Source organism: Boseongicola sp. (genome assembly GCF_057460485.1).
This window is the reverse complement of sequence record NZ_JBVCWP010000010.1, coordinates 1-22,566: the sequence shown is the minus strand read 5'-3', so window position 1 is coordinate 22,566 and position 22,566 is coordinate 1. Positions and strand designations below refer to the sequence as shown.

At 56.1% G+C, this 22,566-nt stretch carries 23 protein-coding genes and 1 pseudogene; 7 read left to right on the top strand and 17 right to left on the bottom strand.

The genetic code is table 11. From position 1 onward, the window contains the following. Positions 1-182: 182 nt before the first annotated feature. The 7 genes and pseudogenes from AC221Y_RS03010 (at position 183) to AC221Y_RS02980 (ending at position 6,465) form a co-directional block, all read left to right on the top strand. Positions 183-938, top strand: a pseudogene (locus AC221Y_RS03010) (EAL domain-containing protein). Between the two features lie 193 nt (positions 939-1,131). Then, on the top strand, positions 1,132-3,024 hold the full coding sequence (gene yidC / locus AC221Y_RS03005) for a membrane protein insertase YidC (RefSeq protein WP_299754211.1): 1,893 nt from the start codon (positions 1,132-1,134) through the stop codon (positions 3,022-3,024). After that, the gene (locus AC221Y_RS03000) at positions 3,021-3,767 is read left to right on the top strand and encodes an MOSC domain-containing protein (protein WP_486706761.1); all 747 of its coding nucleotides are present in this window, start codon (positions 3,021-3,023) and stop codon (positions 3,765-3,767) included. Before yidC ends, AC221Y_RS03000 begins: the two co-directional genes overlap by 4 nt. Then, on the top strand, positions 3,764-4,414 hold the full coding sequence (gene yihA / locus AC221Y_RS02995) for a ribosome biogenesis GTP-binding protein YihA/YsxC (protein ID WP_486706760.1): 651 nt from the start codon (positions 3,764-3,766) through the stop codon (positions 4,412-4,414). Before AC221Y_RS03000 ends, yihA begins: the two co-directional genes overlap by 4 nt. Before the next feature lie 43 nt (positions 4,415-4,457). Further along, positions 4,458-5,324, top strand: coding sequence for an acetylglutamate kinase (argB, locus tag AC221Y_RS02990; RefSeq protein ID WP_299754217.1), 867 nt, complete (start codon positions 4,458-4,460; stop codon positions 5,322-5,324). An 8-nt stretch (positions 5,325-5,332) separates the two neighbouring features. Continuing rightward, a complete protein-coding gene (locus AC221Y_RS02985; protein ID WP_486706759.1) occupies positions 5,333-5,968 on the top strand; it encodes a ferredoxin in 636 nt (211 codons plus the stop codon). Continuing rightward, positions 5,959-6,465 carry a SixA phosphatase family protein gene (locus AC221Y_RS02980; RefSeq protein ID WP_299754220.1) on the top strand — a complete coding sequence of 169 codons (507 nt, stop codon included), beginning with the start codon at positions 5,959-5,961 and terminating at the stop codon, positions 6,463-6,465. The genes AC221Y_RS02985 and AC221Y_RS02980 overlap by 10 nt, the downstream gene beginning before the upstream one ends. Positions 6,466-6,526: 61 nt before the next feature. Here AC221Y_RS02980 and AC221Y_RS02975 read toward each other — a convergent pair whose 3' ends face one another. From AC221Y_RS02975 to rplO, 17 genes are all read right to left on the bottom strand, one after another. Further along, a complete protein-coding gene (locus AC221Y_RS02975) occupies positions 6,527-7,294 on the bottom strand; it encodes an amino acid ABC transporter ATP-binding protein (RefSeq protein ID WP_299754222.1) in 768 nt (255 codons plus the stop codon). A gap of 11 nt (positions 7,295-7,305) precedes the next feature. Beyond that, complete coding sequence (locus AC221Y_RS02970; protein WP_299754224.1) at positions 7,306-8,850, bottom strand: amino acid ABC transporter permease; 1,545 nt, start codon at positions 8,848-8,850, stop codon at positions 7,306-7,308. 1 nt (position 8,851) lies between these two features. Further along, a complete protein-coding gene (locus AC221Y_RS02965; protein ID WP_299754225.1) occupies positions 8,852-10,081 on the bottom strand; it encodes an amino acid ABC transporter permease in 1,230 nt (409 codons plus the stop codon). A 131-nt stretch (positions 10,082-10,212) separates the two neighbouring features. Further along, positions 10,213-11,229 (bottom strand): amino acid ABC transporter substrate-binding protein, encoded by a 1,017-nt coding sequence (locus AC221Y_RS02960; RefSeq protein WP_299754227.1) that lies wholly within the window; start codon positions 11,227-11,229, stop codon positions 10,213-10,215. A 215-nt stretch (positions 11,230-11,444) separates the two neighbouring features. Further along, the gene (locus tag AC221Y_RS02955; protein WP_486706758.1) at positions 11,445-12,149 is read right to left on the bottom strand and encodes an ATP12 family chaperone protein; all 705 of its coding nucleotides are present in this window, start codon (positions 12,147-12,149) and stop codon (positions 11,445-11,447) included. Then, complete coding sequence (locus tag AC221Y_RS02950) at positions 12,146-13,189, bottom strand: RluA family pseudouridine synthase (protein ID WP_299757415.1); 1,044 nt, start codon at positions 13,187-13,189, stop codon at positions 12,146-12,148. The genes AC221Y_RS02955 and AC221Y_RS02950 overlap by 4 nt, the downstream gene beginning before the upstream one ends. Further along, positions 13,186-13,563, bottom strand: a complete 378-nt coding sequence (crcB, locus tag AC221Y_RS02945) for a fluoride efflux transporter CrcB (protein WP_299757420.1) — start codon at positions 13,561-13,563, stop codon at positions 13,186-13,188. The genes AC221Y_RS02950 and crcB overlap by 4 nt, the downstream gene beginning before the upstream one ends. A gap of 32 nt (positions 13,564-13,595) precedes the next feature. Continuing rightward, the gene (locus AC221Y_RS02940) at positions 13,596-14,909 is read right to left on the bottom strand and encodes a replication-associated recombination protein A (RefSeq protein WP_299757413.1); all 1,314 of its coding nucleotides are present in this window, start codon (positions 14,907-14,909) and stop codon (positions 13,596-13,598) included. 48 nt (positions 14,910-14,957) lie between these two features. Then, entirely contained in the window at positions 14,958-15,548 is a 591-nt protein-coding gene (locus AC221Y_RS02935; RefSeq protein ID WP_299757411.1) for an acyl-homoserine-lactone synthase, read from the bottom strand. A gap of 56 nt (positions 15,549-15,604) precedes the next feature. Continuing rightward, on the bottom strand, positions 15,605-16,270 hold the full coding sequence (locus AC221Y_RS02930) for a helix-turn-helix transcriptional regulator (RefSeq protein WP_299757410.1): 666 nt from the start codon (positions 16,268-16,270) through the stop codon (positions 15,605-15,607). Positions 16,271-16,666: 396 nt separating this feature from the next. Next, the gene (gene rplQ, locus AC221Y_RS02925; protein WP_299757409.1) at positions 16,667-17,086 is read right to left on the bottom strand and encodes a 50S ribosomal protein L17; all 420 of its coding nucleotides are present in this window, start codon (positions 17,084-17,086) and stop codon (positions 16,667-16,669) included. A 179-nt stretch (positions 17,087-17,265) separates the two neighbouring features. Next, positions 17,266-18,282: a DNA-directed RNA polymerase subunit alpha gene (locus tag AC221Y_RS02920; RefSeq protein ID WP_299757408.1), complete on the bottom strand. Its 1,017-nt coding sequence runs from the start codon at positions 18,280-18,282 to the stop codon at positions 17,266-17,268. A gap of 115 nt (positions 18,283-18,397) precedes the next feature. Further along, a complete protein-coding gene (gene rpsK, locus AC221Y_RS02915) occupies positions 18,398-18,784 on the bottom strand; it encodes a 30S ribosomal protein S11 (RefSeq protein ID WP_299757407.1) in 387 nt (128 codons plus the stop codon). Positions 18,785-18,799: 15 nt separating this feature from the next. Next, positions 18,800-19,168, bottom strand: a complete 369-nt coding sequence (rpsM, locus tag AC221Y_RS02910) for a 30S ribosomal protein S13 (protein ID WP_299757406.1) — start codon at positions 19,166-19,168, stop codon at positions 18,800-18,802. A 689-nt stretch (positions 19,169-19,857) separates the two neighbouring features. Beyond that, positions 19,858-20,502 (bottom strand): adenylate kinase, encoded by a 645-nt coding sequence (locus AC221Y_RS02905; RefSeq protein WP_299757405.1) that lies wholly within the window; start codon positions 20,500-20,502, stop codon positions 19,858-19,860. Then, entirely contained in the window at positions 20,499-21,860 is a 1,362-nt protein-coding gene (secY, locus tag AC221Y_RS02900; RefSeq protein ID WP_486706757.1) for a preprotein translocase subunit SecY, read from the bottom strand. Before secY ends, AC221Y_RS02905 begins: the two co-directional genes overlap by 4 nt. 102 nt (positions 21,861-21,962) lie before the next feature. After that, positions 21,963-22,436: a 50S ribosomal protein L15 gene (gene rplO, locus AC221Y_RS02895; protein ID WP_299757402.1), complete on the bottom strand. Its 474-nt coding sequence runs from the start codon at positions 22,434-22,436 to the stop codon at positions 21,963-21,965. Positions 22,437-22,566: the final 130 nt, after the last annotated feature.

Sequence of the window (22,566 nt, the reverse complement as noted above, 5' to 3'; positions counted from 1 at the left end):
AAACCTCTGCCTTGGCCGGCCCGGAGCATGTTGTGCGATCAGTTGACATAAAAGCGAACAGTTTCCGGGCGCGCAAACTATTATTCTGGAGCGCATGATGATGGTCCGGGGGCGGTTTGGACTTACAAATCAGCCTATGGCAAGGCTCCACGAAGCGATAATGAACTCGCTGACCAGGTCACATCACCCCTCGAAACGGGCAGATAGTTGCGTGCTATCAACCAAAGGTCTCAACTCATACCGGCGAGATCACTGGTCTTGAGGCGCTAGCACGCAGAGACCACCCGACGCCTGGTCTTATCTCTCCTGCGTCACTTTTAGGGTTGATTGAGCAACTTGGACTGTCGCAACGCATTGCAGAAGTCGTACCGAGCCACGCGTTGAGCCCCCTCCGCACATGGGTGCCATGCCGATTTTAACATCCCTTCGGTATCCGTCAATTCCTCAACCGATGAACTCCACAACCCTCGCCTTCCCGGGTTTTGCAATGGGAACTTGATCGCTTTGGTCTCATGCCAGATGGTCTACCGATCGTGGTCTTGGAAAACGGTATCGCCAAGTCGCAAGAGGACATCATTTCCCGCAACCTTCGGGCGACGGCGGCAATGGGATGCCTGAGTGACCACGACGATTTCGGGGCCAGTTACACAAGCATCCTGAATATTCGGAAATTCTCGGTGTCGCGCCTGAAAATCGACCGACAGCTCATTTCCCGTGTCGACGCGGATGCAGATCACCGCACTCTGGTCTCGGCCTTGCTTGCGATGTCCGAGCAATTAGGCATTGAACCCCTTGCAGCAGGTGTTGGAACTCCCGAGGAGCATACGCTCCTCGCCCAATTCGGTTGCGCCCATATTCAGGGCTTCAATCTTGCCCGTCTCCTGCCGCGTGATTATAGTGTGGCATGGATGGGGGATTGTCGTCTGGGTCTGCCTTGACAGCCCCCTGTGCCACTTCCATCCGCCAAAACCGTGGGTTCATAGTTGCTCACGATGCGCCACAATCCCAGCCTCAGCCCAATTGATCCTCACAAGAAGACAGCAACTGCACGCTTTCGTGACCGAAAACGCTTGACCTTTGGGCCGCCGGACGGTTGAACCACCTCCAATCCAAAACCCCAGGTGGCACTCAATGGACGACCAGAACAGGAACCTTCTGCTGGCTATGGTGTTGAGTACAGCCGTACTCTTCGCCTGGTTTATTCTATTTCCGCCCCCGGACGCGGTTGAACCGAATGCGGTTACGCAAAACGGTGTGGTTGTCCTTCCCGAAGCCGAGTCTGCAACGGGCGCACCGACGAGTGCCGACGGCGGAGCAGCGGCACCGGACGCGATACAAACCACAACGGCAAACGCGCCGCGCCTCGACATCGAAACCGAAAGCCTCACCGGGTCCATCTCATTGGCTGGTGGTCGTATCGACACGCTTTTCCTGAACGATTACGAAGAAGAACTCAGCGGGACGGATAAGGTCGAGTTGCTCGCGCCAATCGGTACCGAACAACCCTATTACACCGTGTTTGGGTGGGCGCCGGGAGGCAGCCTCAGCGGGGATGACGTTCCAGGCCCGGACACCATATGGTCTGCTGAAAGTGGCACAAAACTGACCGCAAACACCCCAATCGTTTTGCGCTGGGACAGCCCCGCTGGCCTTATCTTCCGCCGCACAATTTCGATTGATGAAAAGTTCATGTTCACGGTGGCGCAAGCCGTCGAAAACCCGACAGAGAACGCAATTCGAGTGGCACCATACGGGATTGTAGCCCGCCATGGCGAGCCCCAAGACCTTATGGGCTTCTTCATCCTGCACGAAGGCGCGATCCAGATGGTTGATGGCGTCCTAAGCGAGATCGACTACGACGACATCCTCGGCGAGACCTCCGAAGCCCAGATCACAGAAAGTGGCTATGTCGGGTTCACAGACCACTTTTGGATGACCGCGCTGATCCCAGAGGAAAATACGCCTCACACGTCCCGCATACAATACGTCGCCGGTTCGGACGTCTACCAGGCTTTGACCGTATATCCCACGATCGACGTCGCTGCGGGAACCTCGCGCGAAACGACGACGCGCGTCTTTGCTGGCGCAAAGGAATGGGACACCATCCGCAATTACGAGGCGGGTCGCAACGTCATTGGCCTCCGCGATTCCGTGTCGTACTTTTTCGGGTTTTCTGATCAAACCGGCATCGACGGTTTTGTCGAATCAATCGACTGGGGTTTGTTTCAATTCCTGACAAAGCCAATCTTCTTCATTCTCCATGAACTGAACTTGGTCATCGGAAACATGGGCCTATCTATTATTGCCCTGACCCTCCTCATAAAAGGGATTCTGTTCCCGCTGGCGCGGAAGTCCTACATCTCCATGGCGAAGATGAAAGAGCTCCAGCCAGAGATGGAGAAAATCAAAGAGCGCACAGGCGATGACCGCCAAAAGCTTCAGACCGAGATGATGGGTCTCTACAAAAAGGAAAAGGTAAATCCGGCGTCCGGCTGTCTGCCCATTCTTCTCCAAATCCCGATCTTCTTCTCGCTGTACAAGGTGATCTTCGTCACCATTGAACTTCGGCACGCGCCTTTCTTCGGGCCATTCCAAGATCTGAGCGCTCCCGATCCGACTTCATTCTTCAACGCATTCGGCCTGCTGCCCTTCGCGGCACCGGATGCCGGAAGTATTCTGGCCCTGATCTTCATCGGCATCTTGCCGCTCTTGCTGGGCATTTCAATGTTCCTCCAGCAAAAGCTCAACCCCGCCCCGACGGACGCAACACAGGCAATGATCTTTGCCTGGATGCCTTGGGTTTTCATGTTCATGCTTGGCAGTTTCGCCAGTGGCCTTGTCGTCTACTGGATCGCGAACAACACCATCACGTTCGTGCAGCAGTACACCATCATGCGTATGCACGGCTATAAGCCAGACATTTGGGGCAACATTCGCTCGGGGCCAAAGGCGACCGACAAGCCAGACGCCCCTAAAAAAGACAGCGCGCCGTCCAAGAAGCCGGGCCCGAAGTCAAAAAAATGACGCCCACCGTCAACCAGATCTTGCGCCACCCGCTGAAATCTATCGGCCGGGAATCACTCGCAGAAGTAGAATTAAGCGCTGGCAAATGGCTGCCCTTCGATCGCAAATGGGCCGTTGCGCACAGGCGCTCGAAGCTGGACGGTGGCTGGGCAAAAAAGGTCAATTTTCTAAGGGGAGTCGCCGCCCCGTCTTTGATGGCGATCGAGACAACACTCGATACCACAACCAAGTCTTTGACGGTGTCACATCCTGCGCTGGATCAAATCACTATCAGCCCGGACACCTCTGAAGGCGAAGCCGCGCTTTTGGAGTGGCTCTATGATCTTTGGCCCATCGACCTTCCGTCACCGACCCACATTTACAGGGCCTCCAACGCGCACCTGACGGATGTGCCGGACCCTTGGATTTCGATCAATTCCACAGCGTCTCTGAAGGCACTATCTCACCGTGCCGGCACCGACTTGTCTCCACATAGGTTCCGTGGAAATATTTGGATTGACGGGCTTGCTGCCTGGGATGAAGCCAAATGGATAGGCAAGCGCATTCGGGTCGGAGACGCCGTCCTTGAAGTCAAACAGCAGATCACACGCTGCAAGGCAACTATGGCAAACCCGGACACCGGTCATCGCGACGTGGATGTGCTTGGGACTTTGAATGACCTTGGTCACCAGGAGTTCGGTGTCTACGCCGCAGTTGTCGAGAATGGCCACGTCGCCCTTAAAGCGCCCGTCGAGGTTCTATGATGAAAATGCAATTTCCCCTCGCAGCCTTTGAGCCCTCCGAACTGGAAATGGGACGAAGGCTCTTTGCCGGAGAAACCAATTTTCTCAAAGGCGTCGTCGCAATGGATGGCTTGCCACCGGCGGATCGGCTTGAAGTCTGTTTTGCGGGGCGCTCGAATGTTGGAAAATCCAGCTTGATCAATTCTCTAACGGGGCGAAGAGGCCTTGCACGCGCCTCCAACACGCCCGGCCGCACCCAGGAGATCAACTTCTTCACCCTCGGTGAAGAACGCTATCTGGTCGACTTGCCAGGGTATGGATTCGCAAACGCACCCGTCAAAGTCGTCGAGAAATGGCAGCGCCTGTTGAAGGCCTATCTCGCGGGCCGCCCAAACCTGCGCCGCGCTTTCGTGCTGATCGATGCGCGCCATGGCGTCAAATCGGTCGACGAAGAAATTCTGGCACAGCTCGACACCACTGCCGTGACCTTCCAAGCCGTGTTGACGAAGGCCGACAAAGTCAAAGCTCACGACCGCGAAAAAGTGTTGGAACAGGTCCGCGCCGCACTTTCAAAACACGCGGCAGCTTTCCCTGAGATTGTGCTGACCTCGTCTGAAAAGGGCGACGGGATAGACACGCTTCGCGCGATCATTGCCACGCTGGCTTGAGCCTGCCTCCACAAAGCTCTAACCAAGCGGCAAGAGGACATATATGAGACCCCGCGATATGAACCGCGACTGGATCGCAACCGCCAGCACCTTAAGTCAAGCGCTGCCATATCTGCAGCGCTATGAAGGTGCGACCATCGTCATCAAATTCGGCGGACACGCCATGGTCGACGATGACGCCATGGATGGCTTTGCGCGAGACATCGTCCTCATGCGTCAGGTCGGCGTGAACCCGATTGTGGTCCACGGCGGCGGCCCGATGATCAACGAAATGCTTGGGCGACTGAATATTCAGTCTGAGTTCGTGAATGGCAAACGTGTGACCGACGCAGCAACCGTTGAAGTTGTCGAAGCGGTCTTATCCGGTCTTGTAAACAAGCGGATCGTGCAAGCGATCAACAGTCAGGGCGGACGGGCAGTTGGCTTGTCCGGCAAAGACTCCAATTTGATGATCTGCGATCAAACAGATGTCGACCTCGGCTTCGTGGGAACGCCCGCTGATTTGGACCCCACTATTCTGCGCACACTTACGGATGCCGAGAATATCCCCGTCATTGCGCCCATCGGTGCAGGCCGCAACGGCGAGACCTTCAACGTCAATGGCGACACGGCCGCGGGCGCAATCGCCGCAAGTCTCGCTGCGGATCGCCTTCTGTTGTTGACCGACGTCGAGGGCGTCAAAGACCGGGATGGTCAGGTCCTCACCGAAATAACGCCGCCGCAAATTCGCGCGCTGACGGCTGACGGGACAATCTCTGGCGGTATGATCCCCAAAACCGAAACCGCGCTTGCTGCCATCGAAGGCGGCGTACGGGCTGTCGTCATTCTTGATGGGCGTGCGCCAAATGCGTGTTTGCTCGAACTATTCACGGATCACGGCGCAGGCAGCCTTATTCGCCCGGCGCGATGACGCTCGCAATGATTGCAGCGCGCGCAGGCGTGGATTACCTCGACGTATTCGGCGCCTTTCACACCACAAAAGCAGACAAACTCGATGCGAAAACGGTCGTTCTTCTAGGACCCCAGGAACCGGGGTTTTGGCCATATTTCAACCGATCACCCGAATACCTCGATAGGGCGAACGATCCGCTGGACCGCTGGTCAAAACGCGTCATCACGAAGGCCGCAATGGATTTAGGCGCAGAGCCTCGCTTCCCGTTCGGCGACCCGGTTCAGCCCTTTCTATCCTGGGCCGTCCGATCGGGTCGCGCGTGGTCCTCCCCGGTTCATCTGCTTGTCCATGACACCGCAGGTCTCTGGGTCTCTTTTCGCGGCGCAATCCTCGTGCCTGAATTGCTTGACCTCCCCGCACCGTCGGCCTGCCCATGCCATACCTGCATCGTGAAGCCATGCCTTTCTGCCTGCCCCGCACAGGCACTCACGGTGCAGGGCTACGGCTTAACCGCTTGCCACAGCTATTTGGACACGTCGCCGGGGCAACACTGCATGGAAACTGGCTGCCAGGTACGCAGCACTTGCCCTCAAAGCCAAAAGTATCACAGGATAGAAGCACAAAACGCTTTTCATATGGACCAGTTCCACCCATGCCGCTGACCCTGATCCTGACACGTCATGCGAAATCAAGCTGGGGCGACCCCAAGCTTGACGACTTCGATCGTACCCTGAATGAACGCGGACGCCGCTCGGCGGATGTGATTGGCGCATGGTTGACGGCACATGGATACCTGCCAGATCTTGTGCTCGTTTCCGGGGCCCGTCGCACAGTCGAAACCTGGAGCCGAATGGCCCACCATTTCCCCGAAACCGCGACGATGGAAAGCAATCCAGCGCTCTATCTTGCAAGCGCGCAGACGATTTTAGGTGTCTTGCGCACACAAACAGCCCCGACATGCATGATCGTCTGCCACAATCCCGGCATCGCAGACTTCGCCAGACGAATAGTCGCCAAACCGCCGCCCCATCCCCGCTTCAACGACTATCCAACCGGCGCGACGTCCATCATACGATTTGAGGCCACAGACTGGAGCGCGATTGAGTGGGCGACTGGCACGGTAGAAGACGTGATTGTCCCTAGGGATTTGATCGACTGAAACGAGAGAGACCGGACACAAAAGGTCCAGTCTCTCCGATCAGTGGAACGCCGGTGCGCAATCAGTGTCCGAGAATTTGGCTCAGGAACAGTTTGGTACGATCCGACTTCGGAGTAAGGAAGAACGCTTCCGGCTCGTTTTGTTCAACGATCTGACCCTCATCCATAAAGATAACCCGGTTCGCAACCTGACGGGCAAAGCCCATCTCGTGCGTCACACACAGCATCGTCATACCTTCTTCGGCAAGCTCGATCATCGTATCAAGCACTTCCTTGATCATTTCAGGGTCAAGCGCCGACGTCGGTTCGTCAAACAGCATGATACGCGGCTTCATACAGAGCGAGCGGGCAATCGCCACTCGCTGCTGCTGACCACCCGACAACTGACCGGGGTACTTATCAGCCTGATCAGGGATTTTCACCTTCTCAAGGTAGTGCATCGCCACTTCTTCGGCTTCTTTCTTGGGCGTTTTACGCACCCAGATCGGGGCCAGCGTCAGATTCTCAAGGATCGTAAGGTGCGGGAACAGGTTGAAGTGCTGAAAGCACATCCCTACTTCTGAGCGGATCTTGTCGATGTTTTTAAGGTCCGATGACAAAAGCGTGCCATCAACCTCGATCGACCCCGCCTGATGCTCTTCCAATGCGTTAATGCACCGGATCAGCGTCGACTTGCCGGAACCAGACGGGCCACAGATAACAATCCGCTCGCCCCGCTGGACCGTCAGATCAATGTCACGCAGCACGTGGAACGTACCATACCACTTGTTCATGTTATGGATGGTGATTGCCACTTCATCCGAAACTTGCAATTTTGCGGCTTCAGCCATGTTCGCGCTCCTTACCGGTGATCTGTTTGCAGCTGGCGTTCAAGCCACTGCGAATATTGCGAGATGGAATAGCAAACGACGAAGAACAGCAGCGCTGCAAAGCCGTAGACTTCCCAGTAGATGCTGATCCAATCAGTCGATTGCTGGATCGGACCACGGATCATGCCGACGATATCGAACATCGAAATGACCGACACAAGCGTCGTGTCCTTGAACAAACCCACCGCCACGTTGACGATACCCGGGATCGAGATCTTCAACGCCTGAGGCAGGATGATCAGGCGCGTGGCCTGCACATAGTTCAGGCCCAGACTGTTGGCCGCCTCGTATTGACCCTTCGGCAAAGCCGCAAGCCCGCCCCGGATCACCTCAGCAATATAGGCCGAAGAGAACATCGTGATCATGATGATCACACGCAGGATCAAATCGAAGCTCGTTTCCGGAGGCAAGAAATAGGCCAGCATCACATTCGCCACAAACAAAAGCGTGATAAGCGGCACGCCCCGGACGAATTCGATGAAGACCACGCAGACGCCCTTAATCAGCGGCATATGCGACTGCCGCCCAAGCGCCAGCACAATGCCCAGAGGCACAGAGAGCGTCACACAGACCGTTCCAAGGATCATACACAGCATGAACCCACCCATGTCCCGCGAAGGCACGGCCTGAAGCTCCAGTGGAATAATGCTATTAAAAGCGCCGGATACCGGACCAAGCAGATAGGCAAGCATGATATAGATCGCGAACAGCGCCGTCACGATTGTTACCAACCCACCGTCTTCGGCACTTTGGTAAATCGCATAGCCCACGAAGATGCCCATTGGGATAACACAGACATAGGTGAAAATACCCGCGGCCCAGAACACGGCATAGGGAATGACACTTAGACCGGAGCCACCAATATTGCTTGCAATAAAGACCAGCTCGGCCGCCCCTTTGAACAATAGCCAAGCAAGCCCAAGACCGAACAAAAGACCAACAACTCCCGCAAGTATCTGACGCATGTTGACGGCCATGCCCTCAACCAAACGAAACACAAGGCCCGTGGCAACAATCGATCCAGCGACCAAGACGGGAAGCCAAAGTGTGCCGCCCCAGATCAGCCAATACGCAAGGAATGGATAGATCGCCGTCAAGATCAGCATCTTCCGGGGAAATATCTTGCCAAACAACGCAGGTGCTGCCGCCACAAGTAGCAACAAGAATGCAACGAGCGGACGCCAGTATGCATCTTGCGGATATTTGAACCCAAAAACCAAATGGTCCCAGCGATCCACAAGAACTGCAAAACAAGCGCCTGTCTTGCCTGCCAGGATGTCTCGGCATTCACGGATCGAGTCTGCCTCCCACACACCATTGTAGAACCACGGTGCGGCGCCAGAAACGATGCTAATAACAAAATAAAGCGCAATCAGTGTCAGAATGGTATTGAACCACCCCGAGAACAGATTCTCACGGATCCATTTTATCGCTCCCGTCTCGCGCGTTGGCGGCGGCGAGGGTGGAATTTCTGACGTCCGCACAAAGGCGACGTTTTGAGCAGGTGTGTCACTCATATCAACGCTCCTGAAGCTTCATGCGGTTGTTGAAGATGTTCATGAAGAACGAGATCAACAGCGACACAGTGAGATAGAACAACATCAGCAATAAGATGGTTTCAATCGCGCGACCCGTCTGCAAAAGGGTGATCCCTCCAAGCGTACCGGTGACATCCATATACCCCACGGCAATCGCAAGCGACGAGTTCTTGGTGATGTTCAAGTATTGCGAAATCAACGGCGGAATGATGACCCGGAGCGCCTGTGGAAGAACCACAAGGCTCATGATCTGGTTCGGCCGAAGCCCAAGCGCGCCCGCGGCTTCTGTCTGACCCTTCGAGATCGCAAGGATGCCCGCGCGGACGTTTTCCGCAATAAAGGCCCCGGTATAGATCGCCAGAGCGAACCAAAGCGCGATGAGCGAGCCAAGGATCGTGATGCCACCACGGAAGTTGAATCCCTTAAGTTCAGGATACGACAGCGTGATCGGATTTCCGAGGATCAGTTGAACCAGGATGACCGGAACAAAGAACAAGGCGATCGACGGCCACAAAACCGGAACCATCTTGCCGTGGTCGAAAAGCTGTTTTCGCGAATAGCGCCGATACGCGAAAATCCCGACAATCGAGGCAAGCAAGACCGCAACGACGATCATCGACCCGTCGCCCCAAATCGGCTTGGGCAGGTAGACACCCCGGTTTGTCACAGCGATCGTGTCAAAAAACATCATTGACGCGGTGGCGTCGTCGCCTCTGAAATCGCGCGGTGACGGTGCCACATTGATCATGATCGAGAAGATAATCAGGATCCAGATAAGCACTGGCACATTGCGGAAGATCTCGACGTAGACCGCCATGATCTTGCTGACGATCCAGTTGTTCGACAATCGCAGCACGCCCGCGACCACGCCAAAGATAGTGGCGGTGATGCAAGCGAGGAACGCGACGAGCAGGGTATTAAGAAGACCAACAACAGCTGCACGCCCGTGACTGGACTGGCTGTCATAGTCGATAAGACGCTGGTTAATATCGTATCCAGAAGGCTCGCCCAAAAAGGCGTAGGAGATATTAAGGCCGGCAGCCGTCAAGTTCCGCACCAGATTTCCGCCGACGAACGCCATAAAGGCGATGATGGCGATAAGTGCGATGAACTGAAAAGTTAGGGATCTATAACGCGAGTCGTTCAAAAGCATTGAAAGCTTGAATGACCCGGTCGAGGCCGTGACCGGCCGGTCGGCAAGTGTCGTCATGAGTGACGTTCCCCGTCGAATTGGCGCTTATTTTCGCACTCTTGTTGGTGCATGCGCGGTCCAATGTCTGGCCTTACCAGTAGACCAGAAGGCAAAAGGGCGCGAATTAAATCGCGCCCCTTCTATTGTTGTTAACGGAACGGTGGCGAGTAAAGAAGTCCGCCGTTGGTCCACTGTGCGTTCAAACCGCGAGCCAGACCGATTGGAGTGGCCTCACCGATGGTCTTTGCAAAGATTTCACCGTAGTTGCCAGCAACGCCGATGGCACGCACTGCCCAGTCACTGTCTAGACCCAGCATCCCGCCAAGGTCACCTTCGCTGCCCAACAAGCGGTTGATTTCCGGATTGTCGGTACCAGCAGCCAGCTCAGCAAGGTTGACAGACGTCACACCAAGCTCTTCCGCAGCGATCAGTGCGTTCAGCGTCCAACGAGCAATATCAGCCCATTCGCTGTCACCGTGGCGAACAAGTGGGCCAAGCGGCTCTTTCGAGATGATCTCAGGCAGAATCGAATGTGCCGTTGGATCTTCGAAGTTTGCACGTTGTGCGGCCAAAGCCGAAGCGTCCGTGGTGTAAGCGTCGCAAGCGCCTGCAGTGTACTGCTGGGCGGCTTCTGCACCGGTTTCAACTGGCACTGGCTCGTAAGAGATGCCGTTACCGCGGAAAAAGTCCGCAAGGTTCAGCTCGGTCGTGGTGCCGGTCTGAATACAAATGGTTGCACCGTCGAGTTCTTTGGCCGACGAAACACCCAGATTACGATTTACAATGAAGCCCTGGCCGTCATAGTAGTTAACACCGGTAAATTCGAATTTAAGGTCAACGTCACGGCTGAAAGTCCAGGTCGTGTTACGCGCAAGCAGGTCGATCTCGCCCGAAGCAAGCGCTGTAAAGCGGGTCTTGCCAGTTGTTGGAACGAACTCGACAGCGGTCGGGTCACCCAGAACAGCTGCAGCAACCGCGCGGCACACAGCCACGTCGAAGCCTTGCCATACCCCGTTTGCATCCGGCTCAGCGAAGCCCGGAACGCCCGTTGTCACGCCGCAGTTCAATTTGCCACGTGCTTTAACTTCGTCCAAAGTCGAAGCGCCAGCGACACCCGCTGCCAAAGCAGCGGTCGCCAAGGCGCCAAAAAATATAGTCTTGTTCATTTTTACCTCTTCCTGATTTTCCGTAAATGAGCGGTCGTACAGACTCTCCCAAGCCTCACACAAAGCTGGATCGCAGCAAGCTACGATCCAGTGCCGCGCAGTCTGCGAGGATTCAGGTACTCACGTCAAGGGCAGGTGCCGCTTTTCTAAGCCACCCCACTTCCTTCATAAGGATTTTTGAAATCATAGCCTTAACGCAGCCCACTGCTCATTTTTCAGGCACTAGTGAAGAAACGTGCCGCGTGAAGGAAGGCCTCACGCTTGGTTTCCGCCTGTGTATCAGCTTCCTCGTCGCGGCCCCATTGCTCGATCTGCCAGTCCTCATCTATGCGTGAAAGATTCCACGCGGCATGGGGATTGTGAGCATTTTCGACCACCGACAGGGCAATAACATACGACCCCGAAAGGGTTACAAGATCATGAAAGCCCGTAATCGCGAAATTGTTCATCGACGACATGACGTTACTTAATACCGCAAGGGATCCGGCATCCTGAGACACCGGCATCACACCGGGGGTCACCAGAAGGCGCAGGCCGTAGCGCTTCTCTGCCCAATCAAGAATCGGGTCCCAGGCAGCGATCTGCCGCTCGACCAATCCAACAGGCCCATCGGCCCGGTAGCAAACTAGATCTGTACCAGCATAGCCAATCAAGTGATTTTCAACCTCGGAACGCTGAACGGAAAGCTTGTCGATGGCCGAGTTTGCAGACCGCGTCCAAGGCATAACCCTCGGGTCTACGCGATCTTGTTGCGCCTCCCATTCCGTCGCTATCTTGCCGGCCATCTCTTCAGTCGGAACCACCAACAACGCTTTGCCAGGGGTCCGAACGTTGCGCCCGTCAAGCGTTACGGTGAAGCCGTTGTCAGCTGGGACGACTTCGACGACCTCCCAAAACCGTTTTAGCGCCCAGTCACTCAAAGCTCATCCTCGTCAAACGGATCAACCGGAACATCTTCGGCGCGCCAATCCAACATCTCCCAGGTGCGCGCAATATGCTCGGACAGCGGGGCGGTCAAAGCCAACTGTTTTCCCGTTATTGGATGCTTAAGATTTAGGTAACGGGCGTGCAGATGAAGCTTTCGACTGATTTCTCCGCCCAATTGTGCTCCCCAGCCATCGCCCAAATTCTCTTGCGCGGACCCGCCATACTTTCCATCCCCAATGATTGGATGTCCAAGCTCGGCCATATGCGCGCGAAGCTGATGCGTCCGCCCGGTGATCGGTACCAACGCCATCCAGCTCACGCGCTTGGCTAAAGACGCCAGTACCGAGTAATCCGTCGTTGCCCGTTTTGCACCCGGCGTGTTTTCGATTTCACGCGGGTGGATACACCGCATCTTCTCGCCCTCGCCCCCAGACCCATGCCCCGGCGCCTTGACCAAACCGTAGCGCACGGTGCCCATCAACGGATGAGGCACGCCCGCGACGGCTGCCCAATAAATCTTGCGCGTTTCATGCGACCGGAACGCCTCCGACAGCGCCGATGCGGCCATACGCGTCCGCGCCAACAGCAAAATCCCGGACGTGTCTTTATCCAACCTGTGGACCAGCCGTGGCTTTTCATCAGACCCGAAGCGAAGCGCGTCCCCCATGCCATCGACATGCCGCGTCTGTTTGCTGCCGCCCTGACTTGGCAGTCCCGGCGGTTTGTTAATCGCAATCAGATGCTCGTCGCGCCAGATCACGCAATCCTGAATCATTTCAGCGTCAGCATCCGAAACGCTCGAGCGCACAATGACCGGCGCGGCGGTATCGGGCAAAGGAGGTATACGGACCGTCTGTCCAGCTTCAAGCCGTGTAGAAGCCTTAACCCGGCCCCCATCGACACGGATCTCGCCCTTGCGGCACAACTTTTCAATCCGGCCCTGTTGCACATGCGGAAACAGCCGCCGGAACCAGCGATCAAGCCGTTGGTCCGCATCGTCAATTGCAACTGTTAGTGTCTGAACAGCACTCATGTTATCAAACTCCGCGCGACCCAAAGGCCGACAATTAGTCCGCCAATCGACAGAACCACCGACAAACCGACATAAAGCGCCGCCTGCCCTATTTCACCGCGTTCATAAAGCGCTACCGCCTCCAGCGAGAACGCCGAGAACGTCGTAAAGCCGCCAAGGAAGCCTGTCATCACCAGGGGCGACATCCACGTTAGCCCGCGCTGCGCAGCGACGACGACGAACACGCCCATTAAGAATGAGCCAACGACATTCACCGTCAAGATAGCGACCGGAAAGCCATGACCAACAGCCCGCACAATAGCAAGCCCCACCCCATAGCGGGTCATGGCGCCTAAAGCGCCGCCCAAGCCGACAGATAGAAAATGTCCCAACATGGCGCGTGCTGTCGCCCTTGGGCCGCGCATTGTCAACTCTCGCTGCGTTTTGACCTCAGTTTCACGAAGTAATCCAACCGCCGTTTCAGCTCCCGCTCAAATCCGCGCTCGACGGGTTGATAATACACTCCCCGCTTCATGTTTTCGGGGAAGTAGTTCTGTCCAGAGAACCCGTCCTCGGCGTCATGATCATAGGCATAGCCGGCCCCATAGCCCTGATCCTTCATCATCGACGTTGGCGCATTCAGGATGTGCTTTGGCGGTGGTTCCGAACCCGTTTGCTTCGCCGCAGCCCGCGCCGCCTTGTAGGCGGTATATAAAGCGTTCGATTTCGGAGCGAGCGCCAGATACGTCACCGCCTGCGCCAGCGCCAGCTCACCCTCGGGCGAGCCAAGTCGCTCATACGTTTCCCACGCCTCAATGCAGATCGCTTGCGCCTGCGGTTCAGCAAGTCCGATGTCCTCGACTGCCATTCGCGTGATGCGACGCGCCAGATACCGCGGGTCCTCGCCGCCCTCTAGCATGCGGGCGAACCAGTAAAGTGCAGCATCAGGGTCGGACCCGCGTACCGATTTGTGCAAGGCCGAGATCAGATTGTAATGGGCATCCCCTGACTTGTCGTATTGGGCGGCCCGTCGCATCAGACGCTTGGTAAGGGCCTCCGTCCCCAACGTGCCGGTGTCAGGCCACGACAAAACCTGTTCGATTAAATTCAACAAAGCGCGTCCGTCGCCATCCGCCATCTCAAGAAGCGCGTCGCGCGCCAGACCATCCAGAGGAAGCTTGCGCACCCCCTCCCGCTCTGCTCGCTGTGCCAACAATTCGAGCGATGCCAAGGTCAACCGCTCAAGCACCAGTACTTGCGACCGGCTTAAGAGGGCTGCGTTCAACTCAAAGGACGGGTTTTCAGTCGTCGCCCCGACAAGAAGAATCGTTCCGTCCTCCATGTAAGGCAAAAACCCGTCTTGCTGCGCTTTGTTGAAACGGTGGATCTCGTCCACGAACAACAACGTCCCCTGCCCGTTTCCACTCCGGATCCTTGCGGCCTCAAAGACCTTTTTTAGATCGGCCACGCCAGTAAAGATCGCGCTGATCTGGATAAAACTCATATCCGTCGCGTCCGCCAGAAGCCGCGCAATGGTTGTTTTCCCGACACCCGGAGGGCCCCAAAGGATCAGCGAAGACAACTGCCCGGACGCAAGCATAGCGCCCAGCGGCCCTTCGGAGCCGAGCAAATGATCCTGACCAATGACATCGGACAGCACCGCAGGCCTAAGCCGGTCGGCCATTGGCCGCAGGGAGCTGTCCTCCGTCTTGGAGGAAGAGGTATCAAACAAGTCTGCCATACGGGTGAAGGCTACGCCCCCACCGCGCCAGCGAAAAGGCCAATTTACCTAGTGCAGCTTCGATGCCAGCGCAATGTTGATACACACGCTCCGATCGCCATCGTCCGTTTCGATCACACGGCCCGCAGGCTGGCAGTCAATTCCGGTACGACGGGCCAGGCGCGGCGCGTGCTCTGGGACGATGCCAACCAAGGACGTGGCCCCGAAAGTCCGCGCAGACCGCACCATCTCGTCAATCAGCGCGCACTGAACCCGAAGCCGCAGCTTTGCCGGCACGGCTTCGGATACAAACACACGACTTGATTCCCAGATGTGAGTCGCAACCGGGGCTTCCTCGAACAGCAGGTCCTTTGGCAGACTGTCCAGAAGGCCGTTCTGCGCATCCCGTATCATATAAGAATAGATGCCACATCGTGCCGTGGTCGGCGTCAGACGCACCCCTGCAAGAACCTCACCAAGCTCGTGCACCGCCACCCAGCGGCTAGCAGGCGTGTCATACTGGTCATATTCCATGCCGTCGGCTTGCGGCAGATCCCAGTTCTTGTGCTCGATGAAAGTCTTATGACGCGCGCGAAGCATGTTCGCGAAAAGCTCGCCGTGGTTATGCATATTGTCGAAAGAGAGAGTAGTGACTTGCATTGGAAGTGCCTCCAGTCAGGGTTGGTAAAAAAAACCTGATAGGAAACGAGTTCCACTTAGAGCAGTTGGTATTCCCGAGCCTTCTTAAGTGCCTGAGCCATCGTACGTGCCCCCAACCGGACGCGTACCGATTGAAGTCTGGCCTTGAATGCACTCTCAGAAATCCCGAGTTTTGTTGCCGCGGCAGTATGCCGGTCCCCATCAGCTAACAAACGCAGCGCTTCTTTCTGTGCGCGCGTTAACTCCGTCGGGGGTGCAGCAGCACTGTGCAAATCTTCTACGATTTTTACGATGTCAGCGATTTCTTCGTCGGTAAACTCCCGATCGTCTCTGGCAATGCCAACGATCGTACGCGACGTAATCGGCCCGTGCGACACCACAGCCCCATAGATTAACCCGTGTTCGCGGGCCTGGCCGAGAATATTGAAGGGATCCGGAAGTCGGATCGCGCTCCAACGCGTAGAACCCTTGCCACCCAGCCCCCAGAAAACAAGCGGATCACGCAAGGCATACGCATTCTCGTCATATACTTTAGTCCACGCTTCATCGTACGTCCGCATATAGAGCACCGGCGACGCAAATCGGATGTGGAGTCCTGCAGAAAAGCCTTTCGGCGATATCCGTCCCAGCGCCTCAAATCCATCTTCAAGACCCGGACGTCGGGCGCCAGTCGTGACCGGTACCTTTTGCAGGGTTTCGTAAGAGTCGTTATCGCGCCGCATATAGACAGTCACCGCTACTTTTTCACCCGCACCCCTGCGCCGTCTGATGGTCAATGCCCACCTTACAAGTGTCTCAAAGCGAGGCCGTATCAGGCTTGTCAATTTAGACAGAGTCTTCGCAGATCGGTCAACCCTAGATTGTAAATCTAGCATCACCATTCATCGAAGTAACGGCGATGACCAAACTATCTTTATGGACTGACCTGATGTCCGCAGTTCCCAAGGCCATCAAACAGGACCAGGAACACTTCCTTACTTTCAGTGAGTTACGAACCGGTAATTCGCTTAGCACAGGTCTAGAAACACTCTCAAACAGCAGTGCAAAGCGACGTTGCGTCAACTGACATAAAAAAGGGCCGCCACTGGCAGCCCTTCACGACATATCCGTATCTGTTTTTAACCTTCTGCGGCGTCTTCTTCTGCAAGACGCGCGCGATCGCCCGCGCCTTTGGCGTCTACGTCGCGGTCTACAAGCTCGATGATCGCCATTGGCGCCATGTCACCATACCGGAAGCCCGCTTTCAGCACGCGGGCATAACCGCCCTGGCGCTCGGCGTAGCGTGGGCCAAGTACATCAAACAGTTTCGCGACATACGCGTCCTGCTTCAGTTGGGACCCAGCCTGACGGCGGGCGTGGAGATCGCCACGTTTTCCGAGCGTGATCAGCTTGTCGATGATCCGCTGCAGTTCCTTTGCCTTTGGCAAAGTCGTTTTGATCTGTTCGTGTTCAATAAGTGAGCCAGCCATGTTCGCAAAAAGGGCCTTGCGGTGCTCATGGGTACGATTCAGGCGGCGGTAACCTCGTGCGTGACGCATGTGTCTTACTCCAATATGTGCCCTCTACGGGCTGTTATGCTTTGTCTGGCCAGCGATGCGTGTCACTGACTCTCCTTGGGGCGAATGCCCGGTCGTCAGGGCCAAGGCCGCGCACCTGTGTCACGTCGGTAATACATCGGTACTACGTCGCTACAGGCGTTCGCGGCCTTGGCTTTTTCTTAGAACTGGTCTTCGAATTTCTTGGCCAGATCTTCAATGTTCTCCGGCGGCCATTCCTCGACATCCATGCCAAGGTGCAGACCCATTCCGGACAGCACTTCTTTGATCTCATTCAGCGACTTGCGGCCAAAGTTCGGCGTACGCAGCATTTCTGCTTCGGTCTTCTGGATGAGATCGCCGATGTAGACGATATTGTCGTTCTTCAGGCAGTTTGCCGAACGGACCGACAGTTCCAACTCGTCGACCTTCTTGAGAAGGAGCGGGTTGAACTCAAGGCCGTCGTCGTCGCTTTCGGTACGGGCCGATTCTGGCTCGTCGAAGTTCACGAAGATCGACAGCTGATCCTGAAGAATGCGCGCAGCATAAGCCACGGCATCGTCAGGCGTCACGGAACCATCTGTTTCAAGCTTCAGCGTCAGCTTGTCGTAATCCAGAACCTGACCTTCACGCGTCGGCTGAACGTCATACGAGACCCGCTTAACCGGCGAATAAATCGCATCGATCGGGATCAGGCCAATTGGCGCATCTTCCGGGCGGTTCTTGTCTGCAGCGACATAGCCTTTACCGATGTTTACCGTCAGTTCGATGAACAGATCAGCGCCGTCATCAAGGTGGCAGATCACATGATCCTTATTCAGGATCTCGATACCGGCGGTTTCAGTGATGTCACCAGCAGTGACAACCTGTGCACCCTTTGCAGAAATAGAAAGACGCTTTGGGCCTTCGACTTCCATGCGGATCGCGACGCCTTTAAGGTTCAATACGATGTCGGTGACGTCTTCACGCACACCAGCAACGCTTGAAAACTCGTGCAGAACGTTATCGATCTGAACGCTAGTGATGGCCGCGCCCTGAAGCGACGACATCAACACGCGGCGTAGTGCGTTGCCAAGCGTCAGGCCGAAGCCACGCTCAAGCGGTTCTGCAATAACAGTCGCAATGCGCGCAGGGTCATTGCCCGGCTTCACCTCAAGCTGCATCGGCTTAATCAATTCTTGCCAGTTCTTATGGATCATGTGGGTCTCCTCAATTCCGGTCCGCGGCCCATGTCCAAGACAGCAGACGCCCCGAGGGTCAAAATGACGACGCCGGGCCTCGGAAAGCCGCGACCCGACAGGTATTCAGTATGCCTTAAACGCGGCGGCGCTTTGGTGGGCGGCAGCCGTTGTGGGCGATCGGCGTCACATCACGGATCGACGTGATGTTGAAACCGACAGCAGCAAGCGCACGAAGCGCCGACTCACGACCCGAACCGGGGCCCTGCACTTCGACTTCCAGCGTGCGAACGCCGTGTTCCTGTGCCTTCTTGCCCACATCTTCGGCAGCCATCTGAGCGGCATAAGGTGTCGATTTCCGCGAGCCTTTAAAGCCACAGGTGCCTGCCGACGACCAAGCAATCGCATTGCCTTGCACGTCCGAGATCAGGATCTTGGTGTTGTTGAAGGACGAGTTCACATGAGCAACGCCGGTGGCGATGTTCTTGGAGACCTTCTTCTTGACGCGACGTTCACGTGCCATTGGTCAAACCCTCCCTTATTTCTTCTTGCCAGCAATGGCCTTTGCGGGGCCTTTGCGGGTTCGAGCATTTGTGTGAGTACGCTGACCGCGAACCGGCAAGCTACGACGGTGGCGAAGGCCACGGTAACAACCAAGGTCCATCAGGCGCTTGACGTTCATCTGCGTTTCACGGCGCAGATCGCCTTCGACGGTGAAGTTCGCGTCGATGTGCTCGCGGATGGCCAGTACTTCGGCGTCCGAAAGTTCATTTACGCGACGTGTCCCGTCGATTTTAACGGCTTCACAGATTGACCTCGCGGACGAAGGGCCAATTCCGGTGATATAGGTAAGGGCGATTGGAACCCGCTTTGCAGTCGGGATGTTTACGCCGGCAATACGTGCCACGTTTGGTCTTCCTTTTCGTTGCGAGCCCGTAATACCGGGCCCTTTTTTCACAACGTAAGCCCGAGGCGTTGCGGCCGCGGGCTTGCGATACGATCGGGGTGGTTTTCCAGCGGGGAGCGACCCCTGCGTGGTTAACCGATTCTCTTACGAGATGGCGGTATCTAGGGCGTTGCGGGCTTGGGGTCAAGGGCGTTCGGCCCCATTCTAGCCATCGCACAAAGGCTGATCCAAAAGACATGAAACAGACTTGCTATGCGGCCAAACAACTGTCCATCAATTCGCGGCGCTCGCTCTCAGGAAGCCCGATCATGTCGGACCACACGACCCTTGAAACAAGACAGGGAATTGCTCCGAGCATTCTATTCGCATACCCAGACACAGACATTTGCGCGCGATCGTCTATTCTGGATATGTCGATCCGTATCATGCCCGCGCCGCCACCAGTTTCAGTCGTTGAAATGACTTTTTTGGGAAATCGCCAAGCCGCGCGATCGGACGCCAGTCTTCAAGAGAATATACTATCCCATCGCTTTCTTCGAATGGCTACCAGCCAGGACTTTGACGAAAAGCAAATTGATCGGAGTGCAGAGCGTAAAGCTCTTCTACAAACCCCCGCCTCGGTTAATAGACTGACAACAACGCAGGCTGGCACACGAGCAAAGAGTGTGGTGCGCCCAGCGACATCGTCGCTAGCCGTCCAAAACGTCCGCAATCCCCGCCGCGACATCATCAATCTCGCCCAATCCCGGAACCCAGACCAACTGGCCCTTTGCGTGATAGTAGCCGATCAACGGTGATGTCTTTTTGTAGTATTCCATCAATCGTGTGCGCAGCGACTCTTCGTTGTCATCCGCGCGGCGCTTAAAGTCAGAGCCGCCGCAGTTCACGCATTTCTCATCCGCGGGAATGGGCTTTGTAATATCGTTGTAGACTTCACCGCAATTGCCGCAGGTCGAACGCGCCGTGATGCGTTGTACCAGCGCCTTGTCGTTCACTTCCATTGCAACAACGTGCGACAGCGACGCATCGTGCTTTGCGAGGATGTGGTTCAACGCGTCAGCCTGCTCCAAGGTCCGGGGGAAGCCATCAAAGATGAAACCGCCACCGTGGTCGCCTTCAAGCTTTTCCTCGATCAGACCGATGACAATCTCGTCGGTAACAAGCTCGCCCGCATCCATGATCGCGGCCACTTTCTGGCCCATAGCCGTTCCCGAAGACCGCGCATCGCGCAGCATATCGCCCGTTGACAGCTGGATCATGTTCCGGCCGTCAACCAGCTTGCGGGCTTGGGTGCCTTTGCCAGCACCCGGTGGCCCGAGCAGGATTATGTTCATCTCTTAGTTGTCCCCCGTGTCTTCCCACCGCGCTTTTTGCCGCGCAGCTGAGACTTCTCAATAAGCCCTTCGTATTGATGGGCTAGAAGATGAGACTGGACCTGTTGAATAAAGTCCATACCCACAGACACAATAATCAGGATCGAGGTTCCGCCAAAATAGGCCGTAATGGCCAGGTTCGTGCGGATAATCTCGGGCATCAAACAAACAAGAGCCAGATAACCGGCGCCCATCACAAGGATCCGATTCACAACGTATTCAAGGTATTCCTCGGTTTTTTTACCCGGACGGATGCCCGGAATAAAGCCGTTCTGGTTTTTCAGGTTCTCGGCCACGTCCTCGGGCTTGAAGGCCACGTTGAAGGTGTAAAAGTAAGTGAAGAACATGATCATGCCACCGAAGAACAACAGGTACAGCGGCTGTCCGGGGCCAAAGTAAGCAAGTATCCAGCTCATCACAGGCCCCGCGTTGCCGCCTGAGAAGGTCGACAATGTGGTCGGCAACAGCAAAAGCGACGATGCAAAGATAGCCGGAATAACGCCTGCGGGGTTGACCTTGATCGGCAGGTGCGATGACCCACCGTCATAGACCTTCATGCCAACCTGGCGTCGCGGATACTGAATGTGAATTTTTCGCAGACTGCGCTCCATGAAAACCACGAAGACAAGCGTCGCCACAAGCATCACAATAACACCAAGGATCACAGCCGACGAGATCGCCCCCGAGCGTCCCTGCGCAAAGAACTGCGCCAACGCACCAGGCAATTCGGCGATGATGCCCACATAAATGATCAGCGAAATACCGTTGCCAACGCCGCGCGCGGTGATCTGCTCACCCAGCCACATCAGGAACATCGTACCGCCAACCAGCGTGATGATCGTCGACGAGATAAAGAACCAACCCGGGCTTGTCACAAGCCCGCCGGCCTGCATCGAAACCGCCAGGCCATAAGCCTGCACTGTGGCCAGAAAGACCGTGCCATAGCGCGTATATTGCGTAATCTTGCGCCGGCCGCTCTCGCCTTCCTTCTTCAATTGCTGAAGCGGAGCCCACATCGAGGACAAAAGCTGAACGATAATCGACGCCGAAATATACGGCATAATGCCCAGAGCAAAAATACCCATCCGGCTAAGCGCGCCGCCCGTAAACATGCCCAAAACGCCAGCGATCCCGCCTGCGGCTTGTTCCATGAAGTCACGAAGCGCCTGCCCGTCGATACCCGGGACCGGGATGTATGTCCCGACACGATAAACGATCAGAAGGCCGATGGTGAAAAGCAGGCGTTGCCTCAACTCGGTCGCTTTTCCAAGCGTTGACCAGCTGACGTTGGCTGCCATTTGCTCTGCTGCGGATGCCATACGTGTCTCTCTTCAATAAAAGCGCCGCCAAACCGGTTCCCGGTCGGCGGCGCTGGAAAACCTGTGGGATATGTAAGCGGCGCGGGCGCCGCTCACAAGTCGTTACTCAGCCGCCGACGCGGATGTGATTGTCAGTGATCCGCCCGCTTTTTCAACCATAGCAACCGCGGCCTTGGACGCACCGGTGACTGCAATCGTCGCTTTAGTGGTGAACTCACCCTTGGCGAGAACGCGGATACCGTCTTTTCTACGGCGGATAAGACCGCTTTCGATCAGGGCCTCTTCGGTGATGTCCTTCTTGGCGTCGATCTTCTTTTCGTCGATGAATTTTTGGATCAGACCAAGGTTCACAACAGAATATGCCTTGCGGTTCGGTTTGGAAAAGCCGCGCTTTGGCAAACGCTGGTAGAGCGGCATCTGGCCGCCTTCGTAGCCATTGATAGCCACGCCCGAACGCGATTTTTGACCTTTGATGCCACGTCCTGCGGTTTTACCAGTTCCGGAACCCGGACCACGGCCAACGCGCTTGCGCTTCTTTGTTGCACCGGGGTTGTCCCGGAGTTCGTTCAGTTTCATGTCGCTTCTCCTTGCCGGATGCGGCCCCCAGCGACGGGAGCGGCCGACCACGGCATTTCTGATAAGGTTTACGCAGCCGATTTTGCGGCCACGCGCGGCGTATAGACGGGGTTGGGAGGTGGATCAAGTG